The following is a 25744-nucleotide window of genomic DNA, read 5'->3' as shown; positions in this document are numbered from 1 at the left end:
ATATGCTCTCTTTATCAGTTAAATTATTTTGCTTTTTCATCAACAACTTTATAGCCTGAAAAACGTGTGATTAGTACGCCATTTCCGCCTGTATAATCTGATATTTCTGCTTCATAGGCTTTACTTGTATCAACTGGTAATATACCGGTTAAAAGTACCCTTTCTTTGTTGATGACAGGTTCATTGACTTCACCTCTCATCTTAAGAATATCAGAGATGGCTCTCCCAATAGCATATTGAGGCACAGTAAGTTCAAATTCTAAAATTGGTTCTAAATATTCGGTACCACTTTCTATGATGGCAAGTTTTACAACTTCTTCAGCAAGTTTTCTAAAATCAGCTGGTGTACTATCAACACTGTTAAACTCCGAATAAATAAAAGACACTTTTACATCAGTGAGTGACCAACCTTTTAGTCCTTCTCTAAGTCCAAATTCTGTTCCTTCACGAACTGCATTTTGAAATGGCTTTTTCAGCTCCCCATAGGATACTAGTGTTTCGTATATGATACCACTACCAACAGGTAAGGGCTCTACTTTTAGCCCTACTGTTGCGGCATAATGATTTCCATCTCTATACATATATCTGTAAACCGTACTATTTTTAACTGGCCTTTCTTTATAAATTGTATCTGGGTTCTGGATACTTGTTTCAATCCCGAATCGTTCTAAAAGTTGCATCTCAATAATTTCCTTTTGAACAACACCAAAGATCTTTATCTCGATTGCTTCAGTAATTGGATGTATTGAAAATTCTAAAAAAGGGTCTTCATCGGTAAGAAGTATCAGTGCGTCACAAATTGCCTTTCTCATTGCAAGATCCTGATCATTAACCCTTGCTTTTAATGTCGGTACTGCTATTGAAAAATGATTTCTATCTAGAGAGGGTTCTCCAATAATATCTTCAATTTCAAGTCTATCAGAATAAATGATTACAATATCTCCTGCAAAAGCTTTCTCACAATTAACTGGTTTTATCCCATTAAAGACAGCCATTTTTAAAATTTTAAAAGTAGTCTCTTTAAAATAGATCGGATAAACTTCTCTAAGTTCTAGCTCACCACCAAAAATACGTACAAAACACCTTCTTGCACCATGTTGGTCTCGGTCAATTTTATATACTCTTGCGGACAAACTAGCCTGACTTACTGCTTTTCCCCATTTTACAACCAGATTGAGCAGTGGCTCTATCCCTTTACCCAGAATTGCAGAGCCGTGTAAAACAGGGACAATTTGTCGTTTTAAGAACAAAGTCTGAGCAACTTGATCAAGTTTGTCCTGTGCAACACTATTTTCCACAAGTAAGGTTATGAGTATTTGATCATCTAACAAAGCAACACTCTCTTGATTGCTTACTTTCATTTCAGTAAAATTAAGATCATCCGTCACCGAGGCTAATCTCGTACCTTCAGCATCAACACTATTGATAAAATAAAGCGAGTCCTCTAAATCTTTTTTAATGTCTGTATAGAGTTCTTTTAAGACAACACCCACTCTATCCACTTTATTGATAAAAATTATCGTCGGTATATTGCCTCTTTTTAAAGCATTATAAATTACTTTTGTTTGTGGTTGAACACCTTCTTTTGCAGAAATTGCAAGTATTGCAACATCTAAAACTTCTAAAGATCGTTCTACTTCTGCAATAAAATCCATATGTCCTGGTGTATCCAAAAGATTAATCTTTTGCCCTTGCCACTGCATAGATACCGTGGAAGCTTTTACTGTAATTCCTCTTTGTCTTTCAATGGCTAAATCATCTGTAATGGTATTGCCCTGATCAACTCTACCAGGATTCTTAATCACACCACATACATATAACATTTGTTCAGTAAGCGTCGTCTTTCCTGCATCAACATGCGCAACTATTCCTATATTAATCATATTTTCTCCTTAAATCATCAATTTTGGGTACAAAAAAACCACAAGCTTTTATGCCTATGGTTGATCAACAAATTGATTTGTAGATTTAAAGAAAGATATGATTTAATAAATATAAAATCTATCCAATAACCAGAGTCATAAATATGAGGTTTATTCTTTTTTGCGTCATTTTATTGTTTGTCATATTTATGTCCTCCTTTTTTTATTAATATCAGTATAATAAAGATTCACTTATTGTGCAAGGGACAATTTATTTTGTTATCCAATTGTAATCTTTCACTATGAGTGCACTATAATAACTTACCTTTTCAAAATATGAAGTGAAATTGCAAAAATCATTAAAAATGCGACAAATCGATGTAAAAAAAGCCAATTTCCCTTTTTTCCTTTTTTTATCAAATAACCATATAATCCCAAAACTACTAAAACTACTAAGGTAATAGCTGCTATCACTCCCGTAGTAGAAATCCAATAATTTAAGTAGATATATAAAAAGTGAATAGTAAGTGCTAAAGCTGCAAGTAAACCAAAATATCTATGATACTTTACAATTGGCTTCATAATTTTGCTAAAATAATCTTTTACAACTGCTTTTTCTTTGGGTAGCTTGCTAATGTAGTACCTATTGATCCTTTTCAAAAAAAAGTTAAGCATTGCAACGCCATATGTGACGACAATACACCATCCTAAAAATTCTCCCATATTTACCTCCTTTGCCATGATTTTATGATAATACCCCTAGTTATATCTGTATAACCAAAAGTTTAAAATCAGTACGTAATTTTTTTAATTGATAAAACAAAGCTCACGAAGTGATTACTTATTAAGTCATCTTTTGGACATTAGTCATCGATGCTTATGCAAAAGTTTACCCACTCGTTACTATCATTACATATGTGAAAAATATAAAATAAAGCTGTATTCTGATCCATATGCTAAAAAAATAAGGAGGTTTCAAATGAACGAAGAAAAAAACAAAGGGATTGCTGCACTTTCATATCTTATCTTTTTTTTACCGCTTCTCGTGTGTAAAGACGATGAATTCGCTATGTACCACGCAAATCAAGGGTTGCTATTACTCATATTCGGATTTGGTATTAGCTTTGTACTTGGATTAATTCCTATTTTAGGTTGGATTTTACTTATATTCTTTCCTATTGTCTCGCTCGTCTTTTTTATCATGGGTGTCATGAATGCACTTAAAAGTGAAAAGAAACCGTTACCGATCATCGGCGGCATCACAATATTAAAATAAAAGCTGACCTCAAAGTACTGTTAAAAGTACTTTGAGGCCAGTTTTTTTATCCTACCAGTTTGCTATATACAACTGTATTTGCAATAGTGATTAACGTCATTAAAATAGTATTTAAAAAAGCACCTGTCAAAACATTGCCTGTTTTTTCGTATAATTTCTTGCTGTAGATCGTTGCAATTAAAAGTACGGGAACCATACCGATTAATATGATACTGGTCAATGACTCTCCTGGATATAAACCCGTTCCTGAAACAAACAGTTTACCGTACTGTAAAGCTAAGAAAACAATTAGTCCACCGATATTCATAAATATAGCAAGTAACATATGACCTTTTTTGTTAGAAGTCATTTTATTAATCGCAATACCATTTACTAAATAGAATAATAAGAAAAATGGCATATATCTTAATGCAGAGAATAAATGTTTTGGTTCAAATGTTTTCACTGCAAATGTCCAGAATCTAAAGTCTGTTAAGAAAATCGCATCTACTAGAATCATTACGATAATTGCACTGATACTTAAAGTTACAGCTAGTGCTAGTGCTTTACCAATCTCTTTAATAGAAATGGTTAAGCCATAATCCTTAAGCGAAATTTTGTTGTTTTTATTCTCTGTAAGCAAATGAATAACCATCATAAGGAGTACTGAGAAAGTTGCTGCTGATACTGCCCAAAATACAAATTGATTGACAGTAGGTGCATTAAAATACACGCTTTGCTTAAAGAAATCTCCTGAATTAGACATCATAAAACGTCCTAATACTGCGAAAATCAATAAAACGACCGCGGTTATTTTGTTGGCTTTGGTTTGATAAGCTTTAACAACGAATGATACAATTACTGCCAGTAAACCTAAAACAACGAGTACCTCACACCCTCTTTGAAGCGTTAAAAGTTGATCTGGTAGTTTTCCCATAAACGTTGGATAGAAATAAGCCGGAAAAGCTGCACTGATAATCGCTATACATGCAACACCTAACTTTGATGCAAGCGTCTTATTTGAGTTCCCTTGCTGACTTGATTCTTCAACTTGTTGATTAGTGTTAAAGAGTTTAATTTTAGTGATCAATAGAGTAGCAAGTGGTAAAAGCAACATAAAGAAACCAACCATTGCAATTCCTTCAAATAATTCTTTTAAAAACCAAGTTTGGTTATCTGATGCTAAATAACGTTGAGAAGGTGATAATTCTCCTGCAAAAGCAACTTTATAAAACTCAATTTGATCCTTGGTTGTTTCAGATGAGAAGTGATTCCATGGATGTGTCTCATTTGGCGTATAGATAACTCTCAAACCGCCTGATTCTAAAGTATAAAACTGACCTTGAACTGGATTTTCAGGATTTCCTAAAAATGATAAACCTTCTGGCTGCAAAATATAATCTTTATATGTCACAGATCTTCCTTCGGAAGCCGCACTCATATCGAAAAAGAATTCATCGAAATGTGCGCCAATTTTTCCAGAAGTTCTAGGCCCCATAGCTGCACTTGCAACTTCCTCAGTAACTTCAAGATAGCTTGTCCATAAGAAATCTGCTCCTACTGTAAGACCCGCACTTATTTTTCTAATACCTGTACTTGCAAAGGCTTGTTCATCCATAACCATCGCCATAGTCGTTGAGAAACCACCCATGGAATGTCCACTTACTGCGATGATTCCATTGCCCATGTCATCCTTCTTCACATAAGGTTGATCATACATATACTGGACTGCATCGTGAAGTGAAGTTGGCCAAAATGAAAAAAATGCAGCTGCATTATCAGTATCAATTTTAGTCATCGAATGACCATGATCGTACATATCAAGTGCAAGCACTACAAAACCTCTCTTTGACATCTCAATAGCAGGTGCATCTTGCATCTCAGCAGAATTAAGATAGCCATGAGTTGTAACAATTGTAGGTCTTGGATCATCTGCACTCGCCCCTTTTGGCATATAAAGAAGACCTGATAACGTTCCTTTTTCAGTTTCAAATGAGATTCTCTCAACATCTACTGAAAAGAATGAAGTGTTAAACATACTTGCGAAAAAACTACCCACCAAGATAATGATCAAAGCCAGTGCTAGACCACGTGATGGTTTACTAAAATACTTAATACCATTTTTCATAACATTTCCCCCTCGCCTTTTATTAAAATTGGAATTTTCCAATTTATAACAACTATTTTGCTCTGTAGTACATCGATTGATATTTGGTCACTTACTATACTTATTATATAAAAGTGGGACAAAATACGCATCAGAGGAAGCCGCATAAATTTTATACAATAAAATTCTAAATTAGCACTTATTTGAACTGCAAAACAATAAAAATCAGCACTAAGTGCTGATTTTTATTGTTGATTGTACTGATTATTATACTCAAGTTGCGTTTTTTCAAGATATAGCTGTTTATACATTGCAGGAGTAATACCTAAATTTTTTTTAAAAACACGTATAAAATAACTCGCATGATCAAATCCTAGTTCATCAGAAATTTGATTTACATTTTTATTCGAAAGTTTTAGCAGCTCTTCTGCCATTTGTATTTTAAGTTTTGTTTGATACGCAGTAAAACTCATATCAAAGGCCTTGTTAAAACACTTGCTAAAATAACTCTCACTCACATTACAGAGAATTGCCATTTCTTCGAGATAGACTTTTTCGCTAATATGCTTGTGCATAAATTCAATTGCAGGTTTTAAGAACACGTATTTCATCGGTATTTCAGTCTTAATCATATTCAGTTTCGATTTATTGGGTCTCCAATTGTCTGGCTGGCTTACTTCGTCAAGATTTGCTAATGCTAGACCCTCTTGTCTATTATTTTCATGCTCAGATACTAAGGCCCTTCTGATCAGCAGGGCTCTGTCTACTAAAACTTTACTCATACCAAAAAGGACATTTCCAATTGCTTCAATTTTTTCATAACCCATAATAGGAAGTTCAGAGTAAAGCTTATCGATCTCTTCTAAACTGTTAAAACTCTCTTCATCAGCAGAGTCAAAAAGAGAGAGCAATTCACTTTTGCGATTTAAAATGGTCTCAAGCTTTGAGTCATCATCGATTCTAATTTGGCCAGCCATCATCGCACCAAGATAACCACCCTCGGCTATAATTGGGACCGCTAAATCTACAATCCCCATATGACAAACATATATATATGGTTTTTGTTGACGTGCCGCTTCAAGGCCACCTCTTGAATCACATTTTTGACATAAATCTTGAAAGTGTAAGTTCTTTCTTACCTTCTTGCAAAAGTTACGACATTCACTATGTTCCGTTACAGGTATGCCCTTATAGTCTACAGTTAATAGTGCCATATCCGTAGATATAGATAAACTATCTTGTAATTCTTGAAAATGATTTATATCTAAAATATCCATTAATGTTAATGAATCTGTACGCATAAGATCACCTTTCAAAATTATATTAGTTTCCGTTCTTAAAGTTTCAACGCCATCTTTATATCTGAGGTTTCATAGTGATTACCATTATCCTCAATAAACTCAAATCCAACTTTTTGGTACAAGCGAAGCGCCTTAACTAATTTGTGATTTGAATATAAAATCAAATGTTCAAAACCATTTTTCTTTACTCGATCAATTGTCCTTTTTAACAATATTTCCCCGATGCCTTTACCTTGTAATTCTTCTGAAACACAAAGTTTGCATACTTCACCCATCTTACTGTCTTCTATGGGAACAAAAAAAACAGTTCCTATAATTTTTCTGTTTGCTCTTGCAAGCAATATAAAACCACCAAAATCTATTGCTGTCTCTCTAGGATAATCAAGATATTCATCATCTATTGGTTCCCATAAATCGTATTTATTTAACCAACTGTAATTAAGCGCCTTGACTTCTGGCTGATAAATGTCTTCATATTCAATGATTTCACATACATCTTCCATTACAACTTTCATCATAATTCTCCTTGTTGATTGTGATATATTTCGTTTGTACATACAAACTATATCAAAATTTTTTAACTATGTACACGGTTTAGTACAAAAAAAATGTTACCCAAAAGGATAACATTTTTAATATTACATTGACACGCCAAAAATTGCACCTGACAAATATGGGATTAACCATATTATCCATACAATTATACTGAATTTATGAAAACTAGCTTTTGCACTTTCATCATTTTGAAGCAGTACTTTTGTTGCCCATAAAGCATGAAACAGCATAAGAATAATTGCGATTAATCCTGTAATACCATGAAAGTTCAGTTTGAATCCCTCACCGGCAATTTGTCCCATCAACGTTGTCCCAAGCGTATCAAAGATAAGACCTAGCCAAAAGATAGCCAAGTGCCACTTTTTTAAAACCCCTTGTATCTTCTCAGCCCAAACACCCACTGAATAAAAAACAAGTGCTAAAGTAATTGAAACAATTGCATAAATTAACATATCGACCTCCATTTAATAATATTCAAGTAAATTATGACAAATGAATATGTACTCAATATGTCATAACAAGTTGGATATAAAAAATTATTCAGGCTTCTTTTATTTTTTCATACGCTTCAAGTAACTTCATAAAAACTTCAGGATCACCACCTTTATCCGGATGATGTTCATGTGCTAACGCTCTAAACCTTTCTTTTACGTCTCTCATTGAAACACCTTGACTTAAACCTAACACACTGAGAATTCTTGGATCTGACAAGTTTGAAATAGGAACACCATTTTCTTTATAATATTGAATATAAACTGAGAAGAAAAATGCATCAAAAACAGATTTTCGCTCTTCTGCTGATAATTGACAAAGTGAATCAATATCATACTTTGCAGTCTTGCTTTTAACATCATTTTTATTTGTGTTTTTTTCTGTAAAATAACTGTCCCAAATCAAAGTTCGTATAGTTCTGCTTAGCTGACCATACTCAGTACGAATTTCAATTTCTTGTTTTTTCAATTGTCTTATTTTCTTTTTTATCTCACTACTATTCATTGACTACATCCTCATTGTCTTTAATAGCATTTATAAATAATTCTGCAAATTTAGGATCAAACTGAGTGCCAGTACATTTTCTTATTTCATCGAAAGCTTGTTCTTTTGTCTTCGCACGTTTATAAGGTTTTTCATGCGTCATGACATCATATGCATCAAATAACCTAAGTACACGTGAGAGTTTAGGGATCTGAGTTCCTGCCAAACCTTGAGGGTATCCAGAGCCATCCCAATTTTCATGATGTGTGAGAATCAGTTCCGCTACAGTTATTAAGTCTGCGTTGGCCTGAGCAATTCGATAACCAATCTCTGGATGCTTCTTGACTTCAATCCACTCATACTCATCTAATAAACCAGCCTTTGAAAGGGTATTTGCTTTTACCCCTATATTTCCGATGTCATGAATATCTGCCAATATAGCCAGTAGTTCCACTTCACTATTGTTTAAGTTCATCTTTGTTGCAATACTTCTTACCATGATTTTGATGCGATCACAATGTTCAATTGTTTCAAGATTTAGAACTTTAAGTCTATTTTTAAGAGAGCCTATAATTTGATCTCTATTCTGTTTACTTTCACTCAATTTATTTTTATACATCTGTGCTTCTGCAATATTAAATTGATCTAAGATTGATTGCTCACTAGAATACTTAGTGGCTACTCCAAGTGATATGCTTGGTCTGATAGGTTTTTCATCTGCCTTTTGGCAAAGTGATTTGATTCTATCGCAGACTTCCTTTGCAACACTTTCTGAAGTGTTTGGTAAAAGTGCGACAAACTCGTCGCCTCCCCATCTAGCGATAATATCTTCAGCACGTAAAACGCTTTTAAATATATTACTTACTTCAATAAGAAGTTGATCTCCTGCTAGATGACCAAAAACATCATTTGATATTTTGAGTCCATTGACATCACCAATAATGATCGATAAAGGCAATTGTCTTTCTGTATCCAATCGGATCAACTCTTCATCAAAGAAAGTCCGATTATAAAGACCAGTAAGTTTGTCATGTAAACTTAAATACGCTAATTTTTCTTCGTTTTCAACATGCTTGGTTTCATCACTTATAGTAATCACAACACCACTTGGCATTTTATCAGCGCCTATTATTGGTGCTCTTTTATAAGTAATGGTTTTACTTACCGAATCATTTGTCTGTAAAACCAAATTGTTAAATCTTTCTACATCAAATTCGTGATTAAAAACTTTAAGCAGATAAACCTTCAATAAATTCCGCATATTTCTTTCATGAATTACAAACACATCATCAAAATTATTTCCTATAACCACTCCCGTTGGCATTTCAATGATTTTCCGAGCCGAATCATTGATGTAAGTGATAATTCCCTCTAAGTCAGTGGTTATAACGCCATCATTGATTGATTCCAGTGTGACACTCATCTTCTCTTTTTCTAGATTCAATAAATTTTCAGCAACAATTCTATCGGTGATATCTCTTGCAGAGCCTATAATTTGTATCACTTCATCGTCTTGAATAACTGGTGACAATGTCGTAAGCCAAGTCTTAGTACCTGTTAAGAGTGTAAGTGTTTCTTCGTAGCTAATGGCTGTTTTTGATAAAACACAGGTCATATATTTATCATAAAGTTCTTGGCCCACTTTATTGCCCATAAGCTCAAAAGGTGTTTTTCCTTTTACAAGCTCTGTTGTTAAACCCGTGGCTATTTCATGGCTTTTATTAAGTCTTTTAAACTTGAGAACGTTATCTTCCAATACTTCTAACACAAAAATTGCATCTTGTGTTCCATTGAATATCATCTCAAACTCTCTTAAATACTTCTCATTCTCAATTGATAAATTCTTAATTTCAGTAATATTGTCAATAATAACTGCATAGTAGCCTTTCAAAAAAGAAAAACCAGTAACCGAATACCAGAGATTAGTACTTGGCATTTGATATTCAAAAGTTTCACTTTCTCCGCTATTGGCAATTTTATCAAATCTTTCTAACCATATCTGGGTGATCTGAGTGAATTTAATACATTCTGAAAGAGGTTTTCCAATAAAGTCTTCTGAATAACCAAAAATCTCTCTATAGATCCGATTCATCCCCAGTGTTATACAATCAAGTGAATTCGCTTTAGAATCAGAAACAATTTTGTAGTAGGCAAATCCCTTCGGAATTGTCACTGCTATATTTTCAAAAAGAACGCTTTTTTCCAAGTTGTCACGCATTAGCTACTCCTTACTCAACTACATATTGGACACATAAAAAATCATTTATACACCATTATATTAATTATATCACTATATTTGATTAACTAATCAAAAAAGAAGCAACTTCAATTGAAATTGCTTCCTTGTATACCTATATGAGCATCAAACTGAGCTGAACAAATCGTTTATAAGACATACTTTTCGAGGAATTCTTTAACTGCTTTAATATACGTCTCTGGAGATTTGTAAAACGCTTCAGCATGATTTGCATCAGGGACTGTATAAATTTCCTTAGGCGCAGTACATGCTTCGAAAAGCTGATGGACCATATCATAAGGGACATAATCATCAATCTCGCCATGAATAAACAGCATTGGAATTTTGTTTTTCTTCACTTGTCCAATTGCAGTTGCTTCTTTAAAAGAATATCCAGCTCTTAATTTGGTTAATAAATTTGTACTTGGCATCGCTAACCATTTTGGAAGTTTATATTGTTGTCCAAATTGATATTGAATTTGATCATACGCTGAGGTATAACCACAGTCTTCTATGATGGCTTTTACATTGGGAGGCAAAACTTCTCCACTTGTCATCATCACTGTGGCCCCTCCCATAGACAAGCCATGTAATACAATCTTCTCATTCCATCCGTTGGTGAGATTAACGTGTTCAATCCATTTTAGATAATCAATTCGCTCATGCCAGCCAAAACCTTTATAATGGCCTTCGCTCATACCATGACCTCTTGCATCTGGAAGTAGAACATTATATCCTAATTGGTTTCTGTAAAATTTAGCGAAATCACCCATAGATTTTGCTTCCATTCCATAACCATGCGCAAGTATGACAGTTTTGTCGGTTTGTATTTTCGAGGGAATATAATAAGCCTTGAGCTTTAATTCATCAAAGGATATTAGTTCCCAAATCTCATAACCTACATCTTCGATCCATTCTCTACCGCTTAAGTCAGAATCGGGATTAACTGCTGCTTTTGATATTTTAGATTGTTCAAAATTAGTTCTCTTAATGGCCTTCTTATAAAAATGGTCACTCATTATATATGAAATACCCGCTGCAAGAGCAACACCCACACCTACACCAATGGCTGTACTCACAGGATTTCCAGTTTTAGAAACTTTATTCTTTTTACTCATATATACGTTTTTCATTTTATGCCTCTTTCAATTAGACTTACTAAGTGTCATATTCACCATATTCACACCCAGTATTTTTAACTTCTATTAAATCAATTAATTGTGTACCGTTGCGATTCTTTTTCAAAAGTTCGATTTTGCCAAATCCTGTTCCACCATTCCAAAGTCGATTGTGTTTTTTAGTTCCATTTGGCGCCTCATAATTGATGAGTAACATCTCATCAACTGGACACTCCAAAGTCAAATTCATAATTGATTTTCTGTTTTCAGCTTTAAGTTTCCAAGTATTGAAATGCTCACCTTCTATAAATTCAAAATCAATATGTGATTTTCTCCAAAATTTTGAGAAATTATAATCGTACATTTTTCCTTCATAATAAAAACCACCAAGGAGCTTTCTATTCAATGATTTACCAAATACTTTGGGTTTACCACCACCAAATTCTATAGCTGAATTTTCTAGAATTTCACCAGACATTAGACTTTTCATGTTACAACTACTCAGCCATAGCCAAGGTGACGTGAAATCCGACCCCCAATTTTTATCAGAGTATCCATATGATTTTTCAGGAATCACATCATAGATGCTATCATCAAATTCCACAGTACCAGAGTATTCCGTTTTGATCCCTTCAGCATGCCAAAACATCTCAAAAGCATTGAGTTTTCTAAAGAGTTTTGAAGCACCATAGCCAACATTATACGCGATCTTTTTATCAATTTTTAGATTCCATGACATGCTTCCAGCATCACACATGTATTCTTCATGTTTTATTACATCCTCTTTAGAAAGTGAACAACTCCCCAAAAGATGTGTCTCTGATAACTCACAGCTGCCAATTGATAAATCCAATGACTGCTCTTTAAATTTAAAGTCACTTATAGCATAAAAATTATGAATTTGTTTTGCATCTTTACCCCAAGCACCCACTTTTATAAGTGCATAGGAAGGTTTTCTACCAATTGCCTGATTGGTCGGTAACTGTCCTAATATTGGCTGACCATTACCAAGCTCAGGATTGCAAATAAAATACTCAATAAAAAAAGTTTTTTCTTCACCTGTTACTTGATTATACCCTGTAAAATTATGCCACCACCAATCATAGCCATTTTTAGCAAGTGGCCCATTAAGCATATATAAGTTTCGGCTAAGATCACTTTTGTTCATAATTTCCATCCTTTCAATTTACCACTAATGATATCATTGTAACTATAATATCATTAATTGGAAACTAATCTCAATGCCCAAACACAAAATCCATAGTACTATTTTATCTGGTACATCCGGCATGAATAAAGCATCTTATTGTAAATTTTTTGTTTCTTTTAATAGCAACACGACAGTTGTATAAGTATCATATTTCTAGCAATGTGATTAATCACATTACAAGTGGGTATATTTTCTATATGCAAATTATATTACTAATAACATTAACGAAAGGAGAATATATATGGGATTTTTAAGATGGCTCGGAGGAATTGTAGTTTTTTTCTGGTTACTTGGTTTGTTCTTTAAAATTGGCGGCGGTTTAATTCACATCTTGCTCGTAGTTGCTGCAATTGTCTTTATCTTTGATTTTATTAAAGGAAAAGTAAGTTAGATTATCATTTTGTTTAATATAAAAGCTGAAATTAAGTGACACTTAGATGGTCATGATGATTTCAGTTTTTTTCTTGACCATTAAACCATCGCATCAAATCAGAGGGTAAAGTATTATCATCAAAATAATTATCATATCTGATGCTTTGAACTTGGCTGAGCTCAAGAGGATTTACGTCTTCTTTAATCAAGTGAAGTGGATAGTTCATCCTTTGAGGTAATGACAAAATTGAATCACCATATAATTTCAACATAGCAACAGTGAAAACGGCTTGATGTATAAAGAGCATATCTATAGGACTTTTCTCAATGTAATCAATTACTGAGTCTTTCTCTAACAATATAAGTAATGCATCAACTGTCATACTAAAAACCCCTTTACAAACCTCAAGCCATACCATACCTAAATTAAAATAAGGATAAATTTTTTCATTTGTAACTCTAGTATATACTTCATCAAAGCTAATTAGATCAACATCTAGCTCTGAAGTGATTTCCTTCCATATAAAAGATAAATCCGATCCATAAGTGATCCCTATGTTTTTTTTATCTACAGGGTTAACATATACCTTACCTACTTTTGCATTTTGAAAAGAATAATTAAAATTACAAAAGTAAGACTCAACATCAAGCCAAATAAGTCCTTCATCACATTTTTTTCAACCGCTTGAGCTGCTATTAATTTATCTAAAAAAGGAATACTTCTCAATTTAACAGGGATTTCAACTATAACCAAATGTGCCAATTTCAAATCAATACTTTCATCAAACTTAAAAAAATCAGTTGATACATGACTCCCAACAGCCATGAATATCTCATATTTTTCTAACAAGTTAGTATTCATACTTATTGAATAAATCAAGGCATTGGCATGTGCAAAATAGTTAACATGCCCTACATAAAAACCAATCCCACGCATCAAGGTCCACCCCTTTATATTATTTAATACTTTAATTATTACACAATCTAAAAAAAAAATAACAGAAAAGAGCGAAATATAATATTATATTATCGCTCATTTTGAGTACCTATTAATTTAATTTGATACTTTTAAAAGGTAATTAACTGTGGTTATAAATCCTTCAGGCGCTCCTGAAAAAGTACTGTTTTCACTTGATAGTTGATCCAAAATATCTTTAATTGCAAGTGCTTCATCTAGTTTACCTTCTTCTACCTTGAGTTTATTAGTCAGTGCCCCAATCCCCTCTTGATTAAACTGTACTAAACTATCATGAAGCTTGCTTCCACCTTCGACAAGTTCAACTGAAGCTGTTTGCAAACTGTTAAAGCCACCACCTAAAAGTTTGCTCGCTTGATCTAGTTCCGGAAGTTTTGCTAAAAGTGTGCTAACGCCGCCATTTAGTTGTACTAACCCATTTTCAAGTTGTTTACTTCCCTCTACTAAGGCTGTCATTCCGGCCACCATTTGCTTACTGCCTCCTTGAAGTAATACTGCGTTATCAGATAAATCTTTAGAAGCTACCGCAAGTTGCGCTACACCGGTAGTCAACATTTCTGGCGTAGCTGATAGCGTTGCTGTCTGACGTTCAAATTCAGCCACTTTATCGTTATAAGTGGTCATTTTATTTGAAACTTGCTTTAAGCCCTCATTGATGCCACCTGTGGCTGTGTTCAATTTCTCCATTTCAGTGAGTATTTTATCATAAGCTTTATAAGCATCTGACCCAACCTCTAGTGTGCTTTGGAAAGATTTCATTGAGCTCAACATTGCGTTACTTCCATTAGCAAGTTCATTTAACCCCTTGCTAGATGAAGAAATACCTTCTGTAAGCCCATTACTTGCAGTCGAAAGTTGATTTGCTTTTTCTGGAAGTGTCGTTAATGCGCTTGATAACTGTGACACTTTTTCACTTAAAGCTGTAGCTCCCTCGGTGAAAAGTTTGGTTCCTTCACTAAATTTGACAAATCCATCAGTAAGCGGTAGAGACTGCGATTGTAAACTATCAACTCCTGAAACAAGCACATGTATGCCATCAACTAAAGAAGTCATTGGAGATTCCATTTGTTTCAAGTTTGTAGACAATAGTACAATCGAGTTAAGATAAGTATCTAATCCTGATACCGCTTCATCAAATTTTCCGAAAAACTGTGTTTGGCCATCATTCAAATCACTTGCCCCCTTTACAAGTGCATTACCAGCATCTTTAAATTCTGATAAAGATTCATCAAGTTGATCAATTTGATCTAAAAACGTTAGTTCATCCAGTTCAGGCAATTTATTGCTCATTGCAAGGTACATCGGTTCAAACTTAAAGCGATCCACCTTTGCAGTGATTACTAAATCCTCTTCAATATTAAGCTTTACTAAATCACCAAAATTCTCAACCATACCTGGTGCCAATACACCCAGTACTAAAAAGTTACTTCCATCATTTGTAACTTTACCTTGATTAACTTGTACATCAGTATAAATTCCAGTTTCTAAACGTAAAGTTGCTACCGTATAAAAGGGTGCATAAACCGTACGCTTATTCCCCATTATTTCTGCCTCTGTATAAATAAGATTATCTTGATGGATAACTACTTTTAAATCACCACTTTTCCCTTCAAGATCAGATGGATTAATCTCTACTCCATCTAAATAATATGTGATTTGAGTTGTTACAGGAAGTGCTTCATGGCTAACACCTTGGTAATTGAGCTCATAGCCATCAACAGTCCAAGTTAACTTATCTTGATCAAGTTCAGGCAAAACATCACTTCTTAAATTGTGGATTTCATCCAAATTTGATAAATCAATAAGTGTATCAATTTTATGATCACTGTGGATATAGTCACTTACTATAAGTTTGTTGGTACTGCCAGAAGCATCAATCAATCCGTATACAGTTTCATCTTTATAGATCCCCATAGTGGATTCAGCATGTACTGGCATACTGCCTACCATCATTAAACTAAGTCCAACCGCCGTTAATTTTTGAGTTAATCTTTTCATATTCTTCTCCATTTCATCGTTGTCTTTTGTATTAAGCCCTCAAATATCAATAAAACCGATGGTAGTATCAGCATAATCGTGATCATACTTATCAGTGCACCTCTTCCAATCATCCCTGACAAACTTGAAATTAAATCAATCTTAGAGATCGCTGCTACCGATATCGTCGTTACAAAGAAAGTTAATCCACTGGTCATTATTGATTTTGAAGCGCTTTTTAATGCAACGGTCATCGCATCGACCTTATTTTTCTGTTCTCCAAGTTCTTCTTTAAAACGCGTTGTGAGCAAAATTGCATAATCAACTGTTGAACCTAGCTGAATAGTACCAATAACTATGGTTGCAATAAATGGAATTGTTGCACCTGTATAATATGGAATTCCCATATTGATAGATACTGCAAGCTCTATAACAGCTATTAATAAAACTGGAATACTGAGCGATCTAAATGAAATCATAATAATGATAAAGACCGCTAAGATCGATAGTATGTTTACATTCTTAAAGTCGATTGCAGAAATCTCTATCAGATCTTGAGAAAGTGCTCCTTCACCGGTAATTAAAGCTTCTTCATCATAGGTCCTAATAATAGCCCTTATTTCTTCAAGTTGTTTACTTGTTTCATCACTTGCTACCGCCATAGAGGAATTGACTATGATCTGTTCATAACCACCTTGATAAAAAACCTTAGAAAGTTCTTCGGGAATCATCTCAACAGGTATCATAGGCCCTATTAGTTTGTTATATGCGATAACTTTAGATACACCATCCAAAGCTTCAATTTGATTTACCATTTCATTAATTTGGTAATCGGGTAATTCATCTTTGATTAAAATCATATGTGTCGTTGCCATATCATAAGTGGTTTTCATTTTATTTAACGATACAATTGACTGTAAATCTTGAGGTAAAGACTCATCGAGTTTATAGTACACATTGGTATTTGAAGCGCCATAAATAGCCGGAATCAAAAGCATACAACCTAAGATGAGTATCAATACATGCCTTTTCACAACAAATCTTGAAAGCTTATCAAAACTTGGCATCAAAACTGGATGTTGAAAACGATGTATTGCCTTATCAAAAATAAGGATTAGCGCAGGTGTTAAGGTAAGTGTACTTATAACACCAATTAAGACGCCCTTCGCCATGACGATGCCTATATTGCTCCCAATGGTAAGTTTCATTGCACATAGTGCCAAAAACCCCGCAATAGTAGTAAGTGCAGCTCCGGAAATTGAAACTGCAGTTTTGTTTACAGCAACTCCCATCGCTTCAATATGATCTGAGTAGCGTTCACGTTCTTCTTCATATCGATGATAAAGAAAAATTGAGAAATCCATCGTCACCCCGAGTTGTAGTACTGCAGCAATTGCCTCTGTTACATAGGATACATCTTTCAGTAGTACATTAGTGCCTAAATTTACTGCTATTGAAAATCCAATACTGATTAAAAAAAGCAGTGGAATAATCGTTGATTTAAGTGTAAGTGCAAGTACGATAATGGTAAGAATCACAGCCAAAACCATATAGACAATCTTCTCAGTATTGGAAATATCAATGGTATCTTTAATGAGTGCGCCCATTCCACTTAAATAGCTATTGTCACCGCTAATATCTCTTATATCAGCAATGGCCATTTGTGTGGATTCATCCGTTGCATTTCCTTCAAAATTTATAAGAACAAGCACACAATCATCTCGATAGACGATTTCAGAAAGTTCTTCTGGAAGCATCTCTTTAGGAACGCCCATATTTAAGGCATCTCTAATCCATAATACTTTTTGTACACCTTCAACTTCTTTAATCTTAGAGATTTTATCATCTATAATATACTCTGGCGTATTTTCAAAGACCAAATACCCCTGATTCGATGATTCAAAAGTGTGAGACAAAATATTCTGCCCTTTAACTGATTCAACATCTGAAGGCAAATACGCTAAAATGTCGTAATTGATCGGTACTAGCATGATGCCAATTACCGATGGGATCATCAACAAAATTGCGATAAATACAATTAATTTTCTTTTTTGACCTACAAACATACCAAACTTTTCCAAATAATCACTCCTTTATAATTTTATGACCAAAAGTCAATTCCTAAACGATTGTACTCCTTTTTTGACCATTGGTCAATTATTTTTAAATAAAAAAAATACCGCAAAATCAACGATCATAGCGATATTTCATAAACTTAACATTTCGTTTTATACATATTCAAGATTCCAAGGATACTTTGATGAAGATATGGTTTCATCACATCAATTGACGCAGGTTCACCTAGTACAATAGAGCTATAAGCCACTGTGCTCACCAATTCTAAAATCAAACAAAAAACATAATCAGGTCTTTCCATCACATAGTCACTATGTTTTATCCCCTCGACAAACAAATCCATAATTGTTTGACTGTTAGTACTTGGAATAGTCTTTGAAAAAGTTCCCTTGTATATTCCAAAGATTAAATCTCGGTGCATAAAGCTTAAAAACGCTTTATTATCATCTAAGTAGTCTATAATAAAATCAACAATAAATAATAAGCGATCTTCAAAATTAGGCAAATCTTGAATTTCATCTTTTGCTATGGATTCTTCAATTAGTTTATAAGTCTTTCGAATGATAATTCGGTCTCTAATATCATGTTTATCTTTAAAATAGAGATAAAACGTTCCCTTTGCAACTCCGGCTTTGTTGACGATATCACTGATCGTCGTTTGTTGAAATCCCTTTTCAACAAAAAGGCGATAGGCAGTATCAAATAAACTTTCTTCTTTCTGTTCTTTATTTTCATCCCATTTACTCTTCACAGTAGACCTCTCTCTAGTGAATATATCACTAAAATTTTTAAGTGATATCCCCTCTTTTGTTATTATATTAAAATATAACTGGAACGGTCAAATAGTTTTGTATTATTTCTGGTATAAATCTGATAGAAGGGGTAAAATATAATTAGATTCATCCATAAATCAAACTACAGGGGGCACTTTATGATCAAATTACTTATTGGTAAACCAGGTGAAGGTAAAACTAAAGAAATGATAGCAAAAGCAAACGCTGCACTGAGTACTTCTAAAGGCAATATCATCTTTATTGGAGAATCGAATGAAAGCATTATCGAAATTCACCACGATATTAGATACATCAATATTTCAGAATTTCCGATCAGTTCTTCTGATGAGTTAATAGCTTTCTTACATGGCATGATTAGCAACAACTACGACATCGAAAAAATCTACTTAGATGGCGTCTTTAACTTGTTTATTACAACACCAAAAGAACTTTGTAAATGGCTAGATAAAGTTAAAATGATGACTGATCAACATAAAATTCAAGTTGAAGTTAGCATTAGTATTAACGAAGATATTCCAGATTGTTTCAAACCTTATCTTACAGCGTAACTAATATTACAATATTCTCTTAAAAAACAATTTACTTTTTATCATTGATTAATGTATGAAAAGCCTCTCTAATTCTTGATTAGAGAGGCTTTTTTTGCCTTATCAATATTGATTATAAAGGATTACACGAAAATTCAATTTTATAAACATCAAATTAAATGTTGACATTATAAAAACAAACCTGTATATTTTAATTAGACGGATATAAAAACAAATGTTATTTTAGGAGGAACTTATGTTAAACGCAATAAAAACTGTCGCTCAAAATATATCAATTAATCCAACTGGTTCAATATTAGTTCACTTTTGGGGGTTAGAAGAAGATAAACAATTATTTGAAAGTTTTTCAGAAGAAATGAATATGTTATATGATCAAGTTCACTGTGTTTACCTTAGTGATAGCTTTATCTTCTCGGCTGCAAAGTCAAATCAACTCTCAATAGAAGAAATTTATGGTGATTTTGACATCGATAAAGCCATGACTGTAGTTGATTTATGTAGATATGCCCCTACTAGCTTGGTTACACAGCTTAGTGGCGAAGCTAGAGCTAATTTCGTAACCTTTATAAGAGGCATTTTTGCACATGCGACAAGCAACAATAGGTCTTTTATACAACTTAGATTACCTTCACCTGCAAATGCTACCGAGGCTGGTTTATCCTATGAAAGCTATGAGTTGATATGGAAAACGCTCGTTGATATTGATTACATTGCATTAGAGCAAAGTTGCAAGGAAAAAATCGAAGTATTTAAACCTTATAATCACATCAAGTTACAGACTGGTGATCGATATGTACTTGAGTTCAACCTCAGTGGAAGAGAATGGCATATTGATGCGGGCAATGGTGATTTTCCAGCAGGTGAAATCTATATTGCACCACTTGAAAGTAGTGCAAGTGGTCAATTCTTAACAGATCTCATACACTGGGAAGGCGAATTTTTCAAATCTGTACTCCTTGAGTTTAAAGAAGGAATTTTGATAAACTGCTCTGAAAAAACGATTCTCGAAGATTTAAAACAAGCTCCCGGTGACGCGATGCGCATTGCTGAATTTGGAATCGGACTTAATCCCGGTTATAAACTATCAAAAGGGATCACTGGTTGTACGCTTTTTGATGAAAAATTGTTAGGCACTTGTCACATCGCAGTTGGTATGAACAACTTGTTTGGTGGCCAAAATGACTCACCTGTTCATGTGGACTTTGTTTCAACTGATTTCGAAATATTATAGAAACGAAAGAAATGCTCCCAAGTTAACTTTTTGGGAGCATTTCTCATGTTTCTTCTTAGTAATGTTTAGTTTTTTGTTTTATCTTCCCATACGTCTGTGTAACGTTCTAGTAATTTGGAAAGCGGATCAGTCGCGGCGTGTTCTAATGTATCTTTAAAAAAATCTAATACAAAATCATGCTGTATATTGGCAGATATTTCTCTGTCTAGTTTACCCGTAAATCCAACTATTCCAGTTAAGCTAGAAAACATCGTTGACATGGTGAAGTCAAGATGCGTCGTTCCATTGATTTGAAACAAACGTGCATCATTGCTTGCTTTTACAAGTGGCATTAAATAGTCATCGTTGATGCCACCCTTCCATTGCTCACTTCTCAGAAATACAGACGGAACAGATAACCCCAAGCTTAAAACTTCTGCCCCTAAAGGCTCTACCCATGCGTCCATACAAAACAAAGCTTTGATACGGCTATCGCTTAATGCAACAGCTACATCTGCACCTGCGCCTGTACTGTGCCCCATTAGACCTACTTCAGTAACATCTAAAGCATTTTTAAGAATATTCGAATACTGTCCATCATTTAAGACGTCCAGAGTATCTAAAACAAGTTTTACATCACCAGCATAAGTTAAAACCAGTTGGTTTGCATAATTGCTAAAATCAGGTGTTACATCTCGATTTGGAAGCGCACCTCGATCTAATTCTGCTGCAAAACCATCTGCAAATACCGTCATTTGTGCACCATAAGTATGGTTGATACCCAGAACGATAAATCCATGACTTGCTAAGAGCTCAGCAAAATCATTGTGAAGGTTTCTAAATCCTGTCCATCCATGTGACAGGATAATTACGGGATAACTATCTTTAAACTGACTAATAGGCGCTTCGATGTAAGCATTTGAAAGTATATCTTTTGTATGATCAAGTACAAAAAAAGGCATTTTCATCTCTTTTGCTAGTGATCTTGATAACAAAACCCCATCTTGTAACCATACTTCTTGCCTGTGTCCCTTTACATCATCTGAAGGATACCACGCTTGAACCCGAATACGTCTCAATGTATCTGATGTTTTTGCTTCCTCTCCATATTTCTCGATTCTAACGGGATCTGTTAACTCAAACGTGATTGTTCCAACGGAAAATGCACCATCTGGTTTAGGAATATCATAAACAGGAAAAATCGCCATGAGAATACCAGAAATTACGATCGTTATTGTGCCTATTATGACCATTTTTTTCTTATTGTCATTGGGTACTCTACCATTTTTTTTCATTAGCAACGTAATAAAAGTAACAGTAGTATTCATAGCGATAAAAAAATATAACGGATATAACTGCCAATTCGGAACATCAAATAACAAATGCCCCACAAAGAACCCAAAACCCGCTAATGATAATAACATTACAATAGAATTTTGTCGTTCCTTCGCAAAAACGGTTGCTATTAAATAAATAATTGAAGCCAAAAATAATATTATTTCAATCCACGACATTTTGATCCTCCTAATAACTGCATTTATGAATTTTATTACACTCTATGTTATGACTAAAAAAAAGTTCTGTCAATCAACAGAACTTTTTTAAGCTTATTTATTTGCTTTGACAACTTCTTGATACCCATTTAAATCTTGATAAATCTCACCTTTAATTGGACTTTTCTTAGTTTTAACAATTCTACCAAAGTGGTATATAAACACAGCAAGATTTGAAGCAAGTGCAAGTCCACTAATAACAAGTAAAGCCGTTTCGTTATGTGATGATTGTACAGCAAATTTGGACGTGTCAGCGAAATATGGGAACGTTAATGAGAACATCGCCCAAAGTGCCAAAGTTTGTGCTCTATGCTGTAACCAAACACCTTTTTTGATAAAAAAAGCAGGTATTGTACACGACAAAAGTAAAATTAATCCCGAATAGAAAGAGTGATCTGGGATACAGTTATAAACATAAGCAAAATTCCATAAATCATATGCGATGATCCAGAACCATAACTGGTCTGGCCAAACCATATCTTTACTCTTATCTCTGCTAATAAATATTCCTACCCACCCAGATAGTGTGATAATATTTAAAATTCCAGCAATTCCATTCATGATGTTCCAAGCGCCGCCATTGATAAAGATCCCATCCACTAAACCATTGTAACCAAAACATTGGAAGTCTCTATATACTGCTTCGGCGATGTTAAAAGCTAGAATAAAAGGTGGAAACATAAGCATCCATTTATTTTTATCTAATCCCTTGATATATCTCAGAGCCATAAAACCAAGTACACCTGCTAAAGCTGAATAAGTTTTAACCCATGGAAACCAATACCCCATAGGTGTTCCAGGTCCAGAAGTTTTCATCCAAACTGTAAAAGTCATAATTATTGGTACTGCAACATAAAAAAACAATGATAATTTCTTACTTCTCCTCGTTATTTCATTAACAAATATTAATCCAAATAAAACAGTTACCCCCATTAAAGCCGCATACCAAGGTATAGACTCAAATAAAAACATACACTACTCCCCCAATTTTTCGCGATATGAACGCCATATTTTTGTGATATAAGCTTCTGCCGTGTCATCTGATTCATAAAAAAGTAGTTCAACTTCAAGTGCACCTTGAATAATCGATAGGAAAAGTAATGCATTTCCTTCTGATTCATTGGGAAAAACGCTCTCAAGTTTACTCAGATGAAACAGCTCCATATCAAAAACTTTTGCACTACATTTTTTTCTAAGATCTGCTTGATCAATCAACAGAATATTTTTATAAAATCGCACTTGATCTGCGTTTTTAAAATAACGAATAATATCAAAATAGATTTTCTCTAATTTATGAATCCAATCTAGTTGTTGAAAATTTGCATATAGTGTATCTAAAAAACCACAGTATTCTTCTATTTGTCTTTCTACTACTAATAAAATAATTTCATCTTTACTAGAAAAATGACTATAAATTGAAGGTGTCTTTATGCCGACATCCTTTGCTATATCTGACATTACGACACTATAACCTCTCCTACAAAATTGAGAAAAAGCAGCATCTAATATCTCAGTTTTCTTATCCATATTCACATCCTTATTCGTGCTAACTAACGCTCGTTAGCCAAACTAAATATACGCCTTATTATCTATCATGTCAACAAAAAAAAAGAATCCCCTTAGAGGATTCTTCCTATTAAATCAATTCAGCCTTCAATGTTGTCACTATAACTGAAATATGATTTTTTTATCTTCTTGTTGCAATAATGACTCTTATCAAATTACCAGCTCTATGTCCACCATCTTTATACCCTACCAAATTAAATTCATTTAGATTGGAGATGGTCTCTAAATTAACTAGAAAATAATCACCACCAATATATTGATAAACCTGAACCGAATCTGATATACCATAGATGATATTATTCGCTGTAACTGTTGTTGCAGTTACAGCGCTTAGTGATAAGCCATATAATGTACTCATGTCACTAACTTGTCCATCCTTATAAGTTAGGACTACTGGACCATTACCAATACCAAGTAGGTCACTATTTTTGGTAAACACGCCAGGGATACCATTAACAAGATACTTGTAGATACCACTAACGACAACAGTATCTGGAATTGGATCTACATTATCAATTACCGTAGTTGTTTCATCAACATTTGTAACCACTCCATATGAGTTTAAATCACCTGTTACGTTATTTAAAATCAAACGATTAATTGCACCTTCACTGTCTAGTGAGTAATAGCGGACATCATTACTGAATAGCATTATATCATTTAACCGCTGTGGATATATAGTTTTATACTCCCCAGCAAAAGTAGTATCAAGGATCTCTATATCTTTTGCAAGTTTGTAGTTACCATACATTGTTGCGTCTACATTGAACTTCCCAACTAGATAAGTCGAACCAATTAGTTTGACAACACTTTCTGAGTTTGTGAAAGTCACTGAAACGATATTACCAGTTGAAAACTTGCTCGCACCAGTTACAAACTGTCTAATTGAGCCATCTGTACTAGCAACTTTAATTGAATTTTGTGCGATCAATTTTCCAGCACTGTCTTTGTAACTGTAAGGCTCAAAAGCGGTTACGACCCCAAATGTTGGCACATTAAGAACTTCTGGCGATATGACATCGACGATTTCATCATTCATACCTACAAGGAGAGTGACAGTATCCCCTAATCCAAAGCTACCTTTATTTGACAATTTATAAGCAGCTTCATTTGTACCGACTTGATAAGTACTACCTGCGATTAAAACCGCGTTTGGTGCGTTAGTTGATGGTGTAGCACTGGCATATAAACCGGTTATTTTCTTGCTGTAGGCCCATACAGTTCGCATATCTTTACTGTAATAGATCACATCGTAAGGGGAAATTCCTTCTAATGTATTTTCACTACCATTTTTGTATACACTAACATTGTCTTTGGTAAAAGGTAAAAGTTTTTCAATTGACACATCATCAAGAACATATGGTCCTTCTATAACAGATTGAACCAATAAAGCATAATCTATCTCACCAGATAACATCGGATGACCCAAAGTCTCAGCATAATATCTGCCTTCTTTTGTTTTTGTATTCATCAAATTATAGAACATGTACATTGCATCTTCACGTGAAACTTTTTGACCTTGCTTTAAATTTATGCCTTCATCTAAACCTAGTGAATAAAATTTTGACAACTGTGCAGATGGATATGTGCCCACTATATCAGCATTTGTATACCCTAACAGCTTCAAAAGTGCCGTTGCAGCTTCTTCAAGCGTTATATACTTTGCAGGTTTAAAAGTACCATCGAGATACCCAGTGAACCATCCAGCATTTACTGCAATTTTAATAGCCTCTGCTGCCCAATAATCAAATTTGACATCTTTAAAGACTGACGTCCCGCCTGATACATCATCAGAATCTTTATATAGTGAAGCATTTACCATCATCTGAGCAAATTCATCTCTGGAAAGTAATCTATTTAGGTTAAGATTTCCCTTTGTATCACCTGTCATAATGCCAAGTGCCCTTATCGTATCTGAAACAAGTTGCTCAGATGGTAATGTATTCGCTGTAGAAGCATATACAGGTGTAGCAGTTAAAGATGGAATTGATGTAACTAGCATCACTGCCACAAGTATTATCGAAAGGATTTTCTTCATATCATTCTCCTAGTA

23 protein-coding genes are annotated in these 25744 nt (G+C 34.1%); 4 read left to right on the top strand and 19 right to left on the bottom strand.

The genetic code is table 11. The features are described from left to right. Positions 1-23: 23 nt before the first annotated feature. Together QE109_RS11730 and QE109_RS11725 are read right to left on the bottom strand one after the other, a co-directional pair. Positions 24-1883, bottom strand: coding sequence for an elongation factor G (locus tag QE109_RS11730; RefSeq protein ID WP_281094717.1), 1860 nt, complete (start codon positions 1881-1883; stop codon positions 24-26). A gap of 300 nt (positions 1884-2183) precedes the next feature. After that, positions 2184-2585, bottom strand: a complete 402-nt coding sequence (locus QE109_RS11725) for a hypothetical protein (protein WP_281094716.1) — start codon at positions 2583-2585, stop codon at positions 2184-2186. 256 nt (positions 2586-2841) lie between these two features. Between QE109_RS11725 and QE109_RS11720 the strand changes: the two genes are divergently transcribed. Further along, on the top strand, positions 2842-3138 hold the full coding sequence (locus QE109_RS11720; RefSeq protein WP_281094715.1) for a hypothetical protein: 297 nt from the start codon (positions 2842-2844) through the stop codon (positions 3136-3138). 46 nt (positions 3139-3184) lie between these two features. Here the strand turns inward: QE109_RS11720 and QE109_RS11715 are convergent, their stop codons facing one another. The 8 genes from QE109_RS11715 to QE109_RS11680 form a co-directional block, all read right to left on the bottom strand. Continuing rightward, complete coding sequence (locus tag QE109_RS11715) at positions 3185-5245, bottom strand: alpha/beta hydrolase family protein (protein WP_281094714.1); 2061 nt, start codon at positions 5243-5245, stop codon at positions 3185-3187. Positions 5246-5469: 224 nt separating this feature from the next. After that, positions 5470-6525: a PocR ligand-binding domain-containing protein gene (locus tag QE109_RS11710; protein ID WP_281094713.1), complete on the bottom strand. Its 1056-nt coding sequence runs from the start codon at positions 6523-6525 to the stop codon at positions 5470-5472. Positions 6526-6560: 35 nt separating this feature from the next. Further along, positions 6561-7040 carry a GNAT family N-acetyltransferase gene (locus QE109_RS11705; RefSeq protein WP_281094712.1) on the bottom strand — a complete coding sequence of 160 codons (480 nt, stop codon included), beginning with the start codon at positions 7038-7040 and terminating at the stop codon, positions 6561-6563. Between the two features lie 123 nt (positions 7041-7163). Continuing rightward, on the bottom strand, positions 7164-7532 hold the full coding sequence (locus tag QE109_RS11700; RefSeq protein ID WP_281094711.1) for an HsmA family protein: 369 nt from the start codon (positions 7530-7532) through the stop codon (positions 7164-7166). A gap of 88 nt (positions 7533-7620) precedes the next feature. After that, positions 7621-8076 carry a DnaJ domain-containing protein gene (locus tag QE109_RS11695; RefSeq protein WP_281094710.1) on the bottom strand — a complete coding sequence of 152 codons (456 nt, stop codon included), beginning with the start codon at positions 8074-8076 and terminating at the stop codon, positions 7621-7623. Continuing rightward, entirely contained in the window at positions 8069-10273 is a 2205-nt protein-coding gene (locus tag QE109_RS11690; RefSeq protein ID WP_281094709.1) for a diguanylate cyclase domain-containing protein, read from the bottom strand. The genes QE109_RS11695 and QE109_RS11690 overlap by 8 nt, the downstream gene beginning before the upstream one ends. Before the next feature lie 167 nt (positions 10274-10440). After that, positions 10441-11424, bottom strand: coding sequence for an alpha/beta hydrolase (locus tag QE109_RS11685; RefSeq protein ID WP_281094708.1), 984 nt, complete (start codon positions 11422-11424; stop codon positions 10441-10443). Positions 11425-11449: 25 nt separating this feature from the next. Further along, positions 11450-12577 (bottom strand): tocopherol cyclase family protein, encoded by a 1128-nt coding sequence (locus QE109_RS11680; RefSeq protein ID WP_281094707.1) that lies wholly within the window; start codon positions 12575-12577, stop codon positions 11450-11452. 283 nt (positions 12578-12860) lie between these two features. On the opposite strand from QE109_RS11680, the gene QE109_RS11675 reads away from it, so the two are divergent. Beyond that, entirely contained in the window at positions 12861-13010 is a 150-nt protein-coding gene (locus QE109_RS11675; RefSeq protein ID WP_281094705.1) for a lmo0937 family membrane protein, read from the top strand. 61 nt (positions 13011-13071) lie between these two features. Here the strand turns inward: QE109_RS11675 and QE109_RS11670 are convergent, their stop codons facing one another. From QE109_RS11670 to QE109_RS11650, 5 genes are all read right to left on the bottom strand, one after another. Further along, positions 13072-13374 carry a hypothetical protein gene (locus QE109_RS11670; protein WP_281094704.1) on the bottom strand — a complete coding sequence of 101 codons (303 nt, stop codon included), beginning with the start codon at positions 13372-13374 and terminating at the stop codon, positions 13072-13074. 209 nt (positions 13375-13583) lie between these two features. Continuing rightward, positions 13584-13928, bottom strand: a complete 345-nt coding sequence (locus tag QE109_RS11665) for a hypothetical protein (protein WP_281094703.1) — start codon at positions 13926-13928, stop codon at positions 13584-13586. A gap of 117 nt (positions 13929-14045) precedes the next feature. Continuing rightward, positions 14046-15965, bottom strand: a complete 1920-nt coding sequence (locus QE109_RS11660) for a hypothetical protein (RefSeq protein ID WP_281094702.1) — start codon at positions 15963-15965, stop codon at positions 14046-14048. Next, entirely contained in the window at positions 15962-18025 is a 2064-nt protein-coding gene (locus QE109_RS11655) for an efflux RND transporter permease subunit (protein ID WP_281094701.1), read from the bottom strand. Before QE109_RS11655 ends, QE109_RS11660 begins: the two co-directional genes overlap by 4 nt. 134 nt (positions 18026-18159) lie before the next feature. After that, positions 18160-18771 (bottom strand): TetR/AcrR family transcriptional regulator, encoded by a 612-nt coding sequence (locus QE109_RS11650; RefSeq protein ID WP_281094700.1) that lies wholly within the window; start codon positions 18769-18771, stop codon positions 18160-18162. A gap of 180 nt (positions 18772-18951) precedes the next feature. On the opposite strand from QE109_RS11650, the gene QE109_RS11645 reads away from it, so the two are divergent. Continuing rightward, positions 18952-19362: a hypothetical protein gene (locus QE109_RS11645; RefSeq protein ID WP_281094699.1), complete on the top strand. Its 411-nt coding sequence runs from the start codon at positions 18952-18954 to the stop codon at positions 19360-19362. Between the two features lie 235 nt (positions 19363-19597). Then, the gene (locus QE109_RS11640) at positions 19598-20593 is read left to right on the top strand and encodes an aminopeptidase (RefSeq protein WP_281094698.1); all 996 of its coding nucleotides are present in this window, start codon (positions 19598-19600) and stop codon (positions 20591-20593) included. A gap of 65 nt (positions 20594-20658) precedes the next feature. Here the strand turns inward: QE109_RS11640 and QE109_RS11635 are convergent, their stop codons facing one another. The 4 genes from QE109_RS11635 to QE109_RS11620 form a co-directional block, all read right to left on the bottom strand. Beyond that, positions 20659-22086: an alpha/beta hydrolase gene (locus QE109_RS11635; protein WP_281094697.1), complete on the bottom strand. Its 1428-nt coding sequence runs from the start codon at positions 22084-22086 to the stop codon at positions 20659-20661. 93 nt (positions 22087-22179) lie between these two features. Continuing rightward, complete coding sequence (locus tag QE109_RS11630; protein ID WP_281094696.1) at positions 22180-23097, bottom strand: DUF5692 family protein; 918 nt, start codon at positions 23095-23097, stop codon at positions 22180-22182. Positions 23098-23100: 3 nt separating this feature from the next. Then, positions 23101-23652, bottom strand: a complete 552-nt coding sequence (locus QE109_RS11625; protein ID WP_281094695.1) for a TetR/AcrR family transcriptional regulator — start codon at positions 23650-23652, stop codon at positions 23101-23103. A 160-nt stretch (positions 23653-23812) separates the two neighbouring features. Continuing rightward, positions 23813-25729, bottom strand: a complete 1917-nt coding sequence (locus tag QE109_RS11620) for an S-layer homology domain-containing protein (protein WP_281094694.1) — start codon at positions 25727-25729, stop codon at positions 23813-23815. Positions 25730-25744: the final 15 nt, after the last annotated feature.

The organism is Fusibacter bizertensis, assembly GCF_029914245.1.
Lineage (GTDB): Bacteria > Bacillota > Clostridia > Peptostreptococcales > Acidaminobacteraceae > Fusibacter_C > Fusibacter_C bizertensis.
The sequence above is the reverse complement of the archived record's forward strand: the minus strand, read 5'-3'. Positions and strand labels throughout refer to the sequence as shown.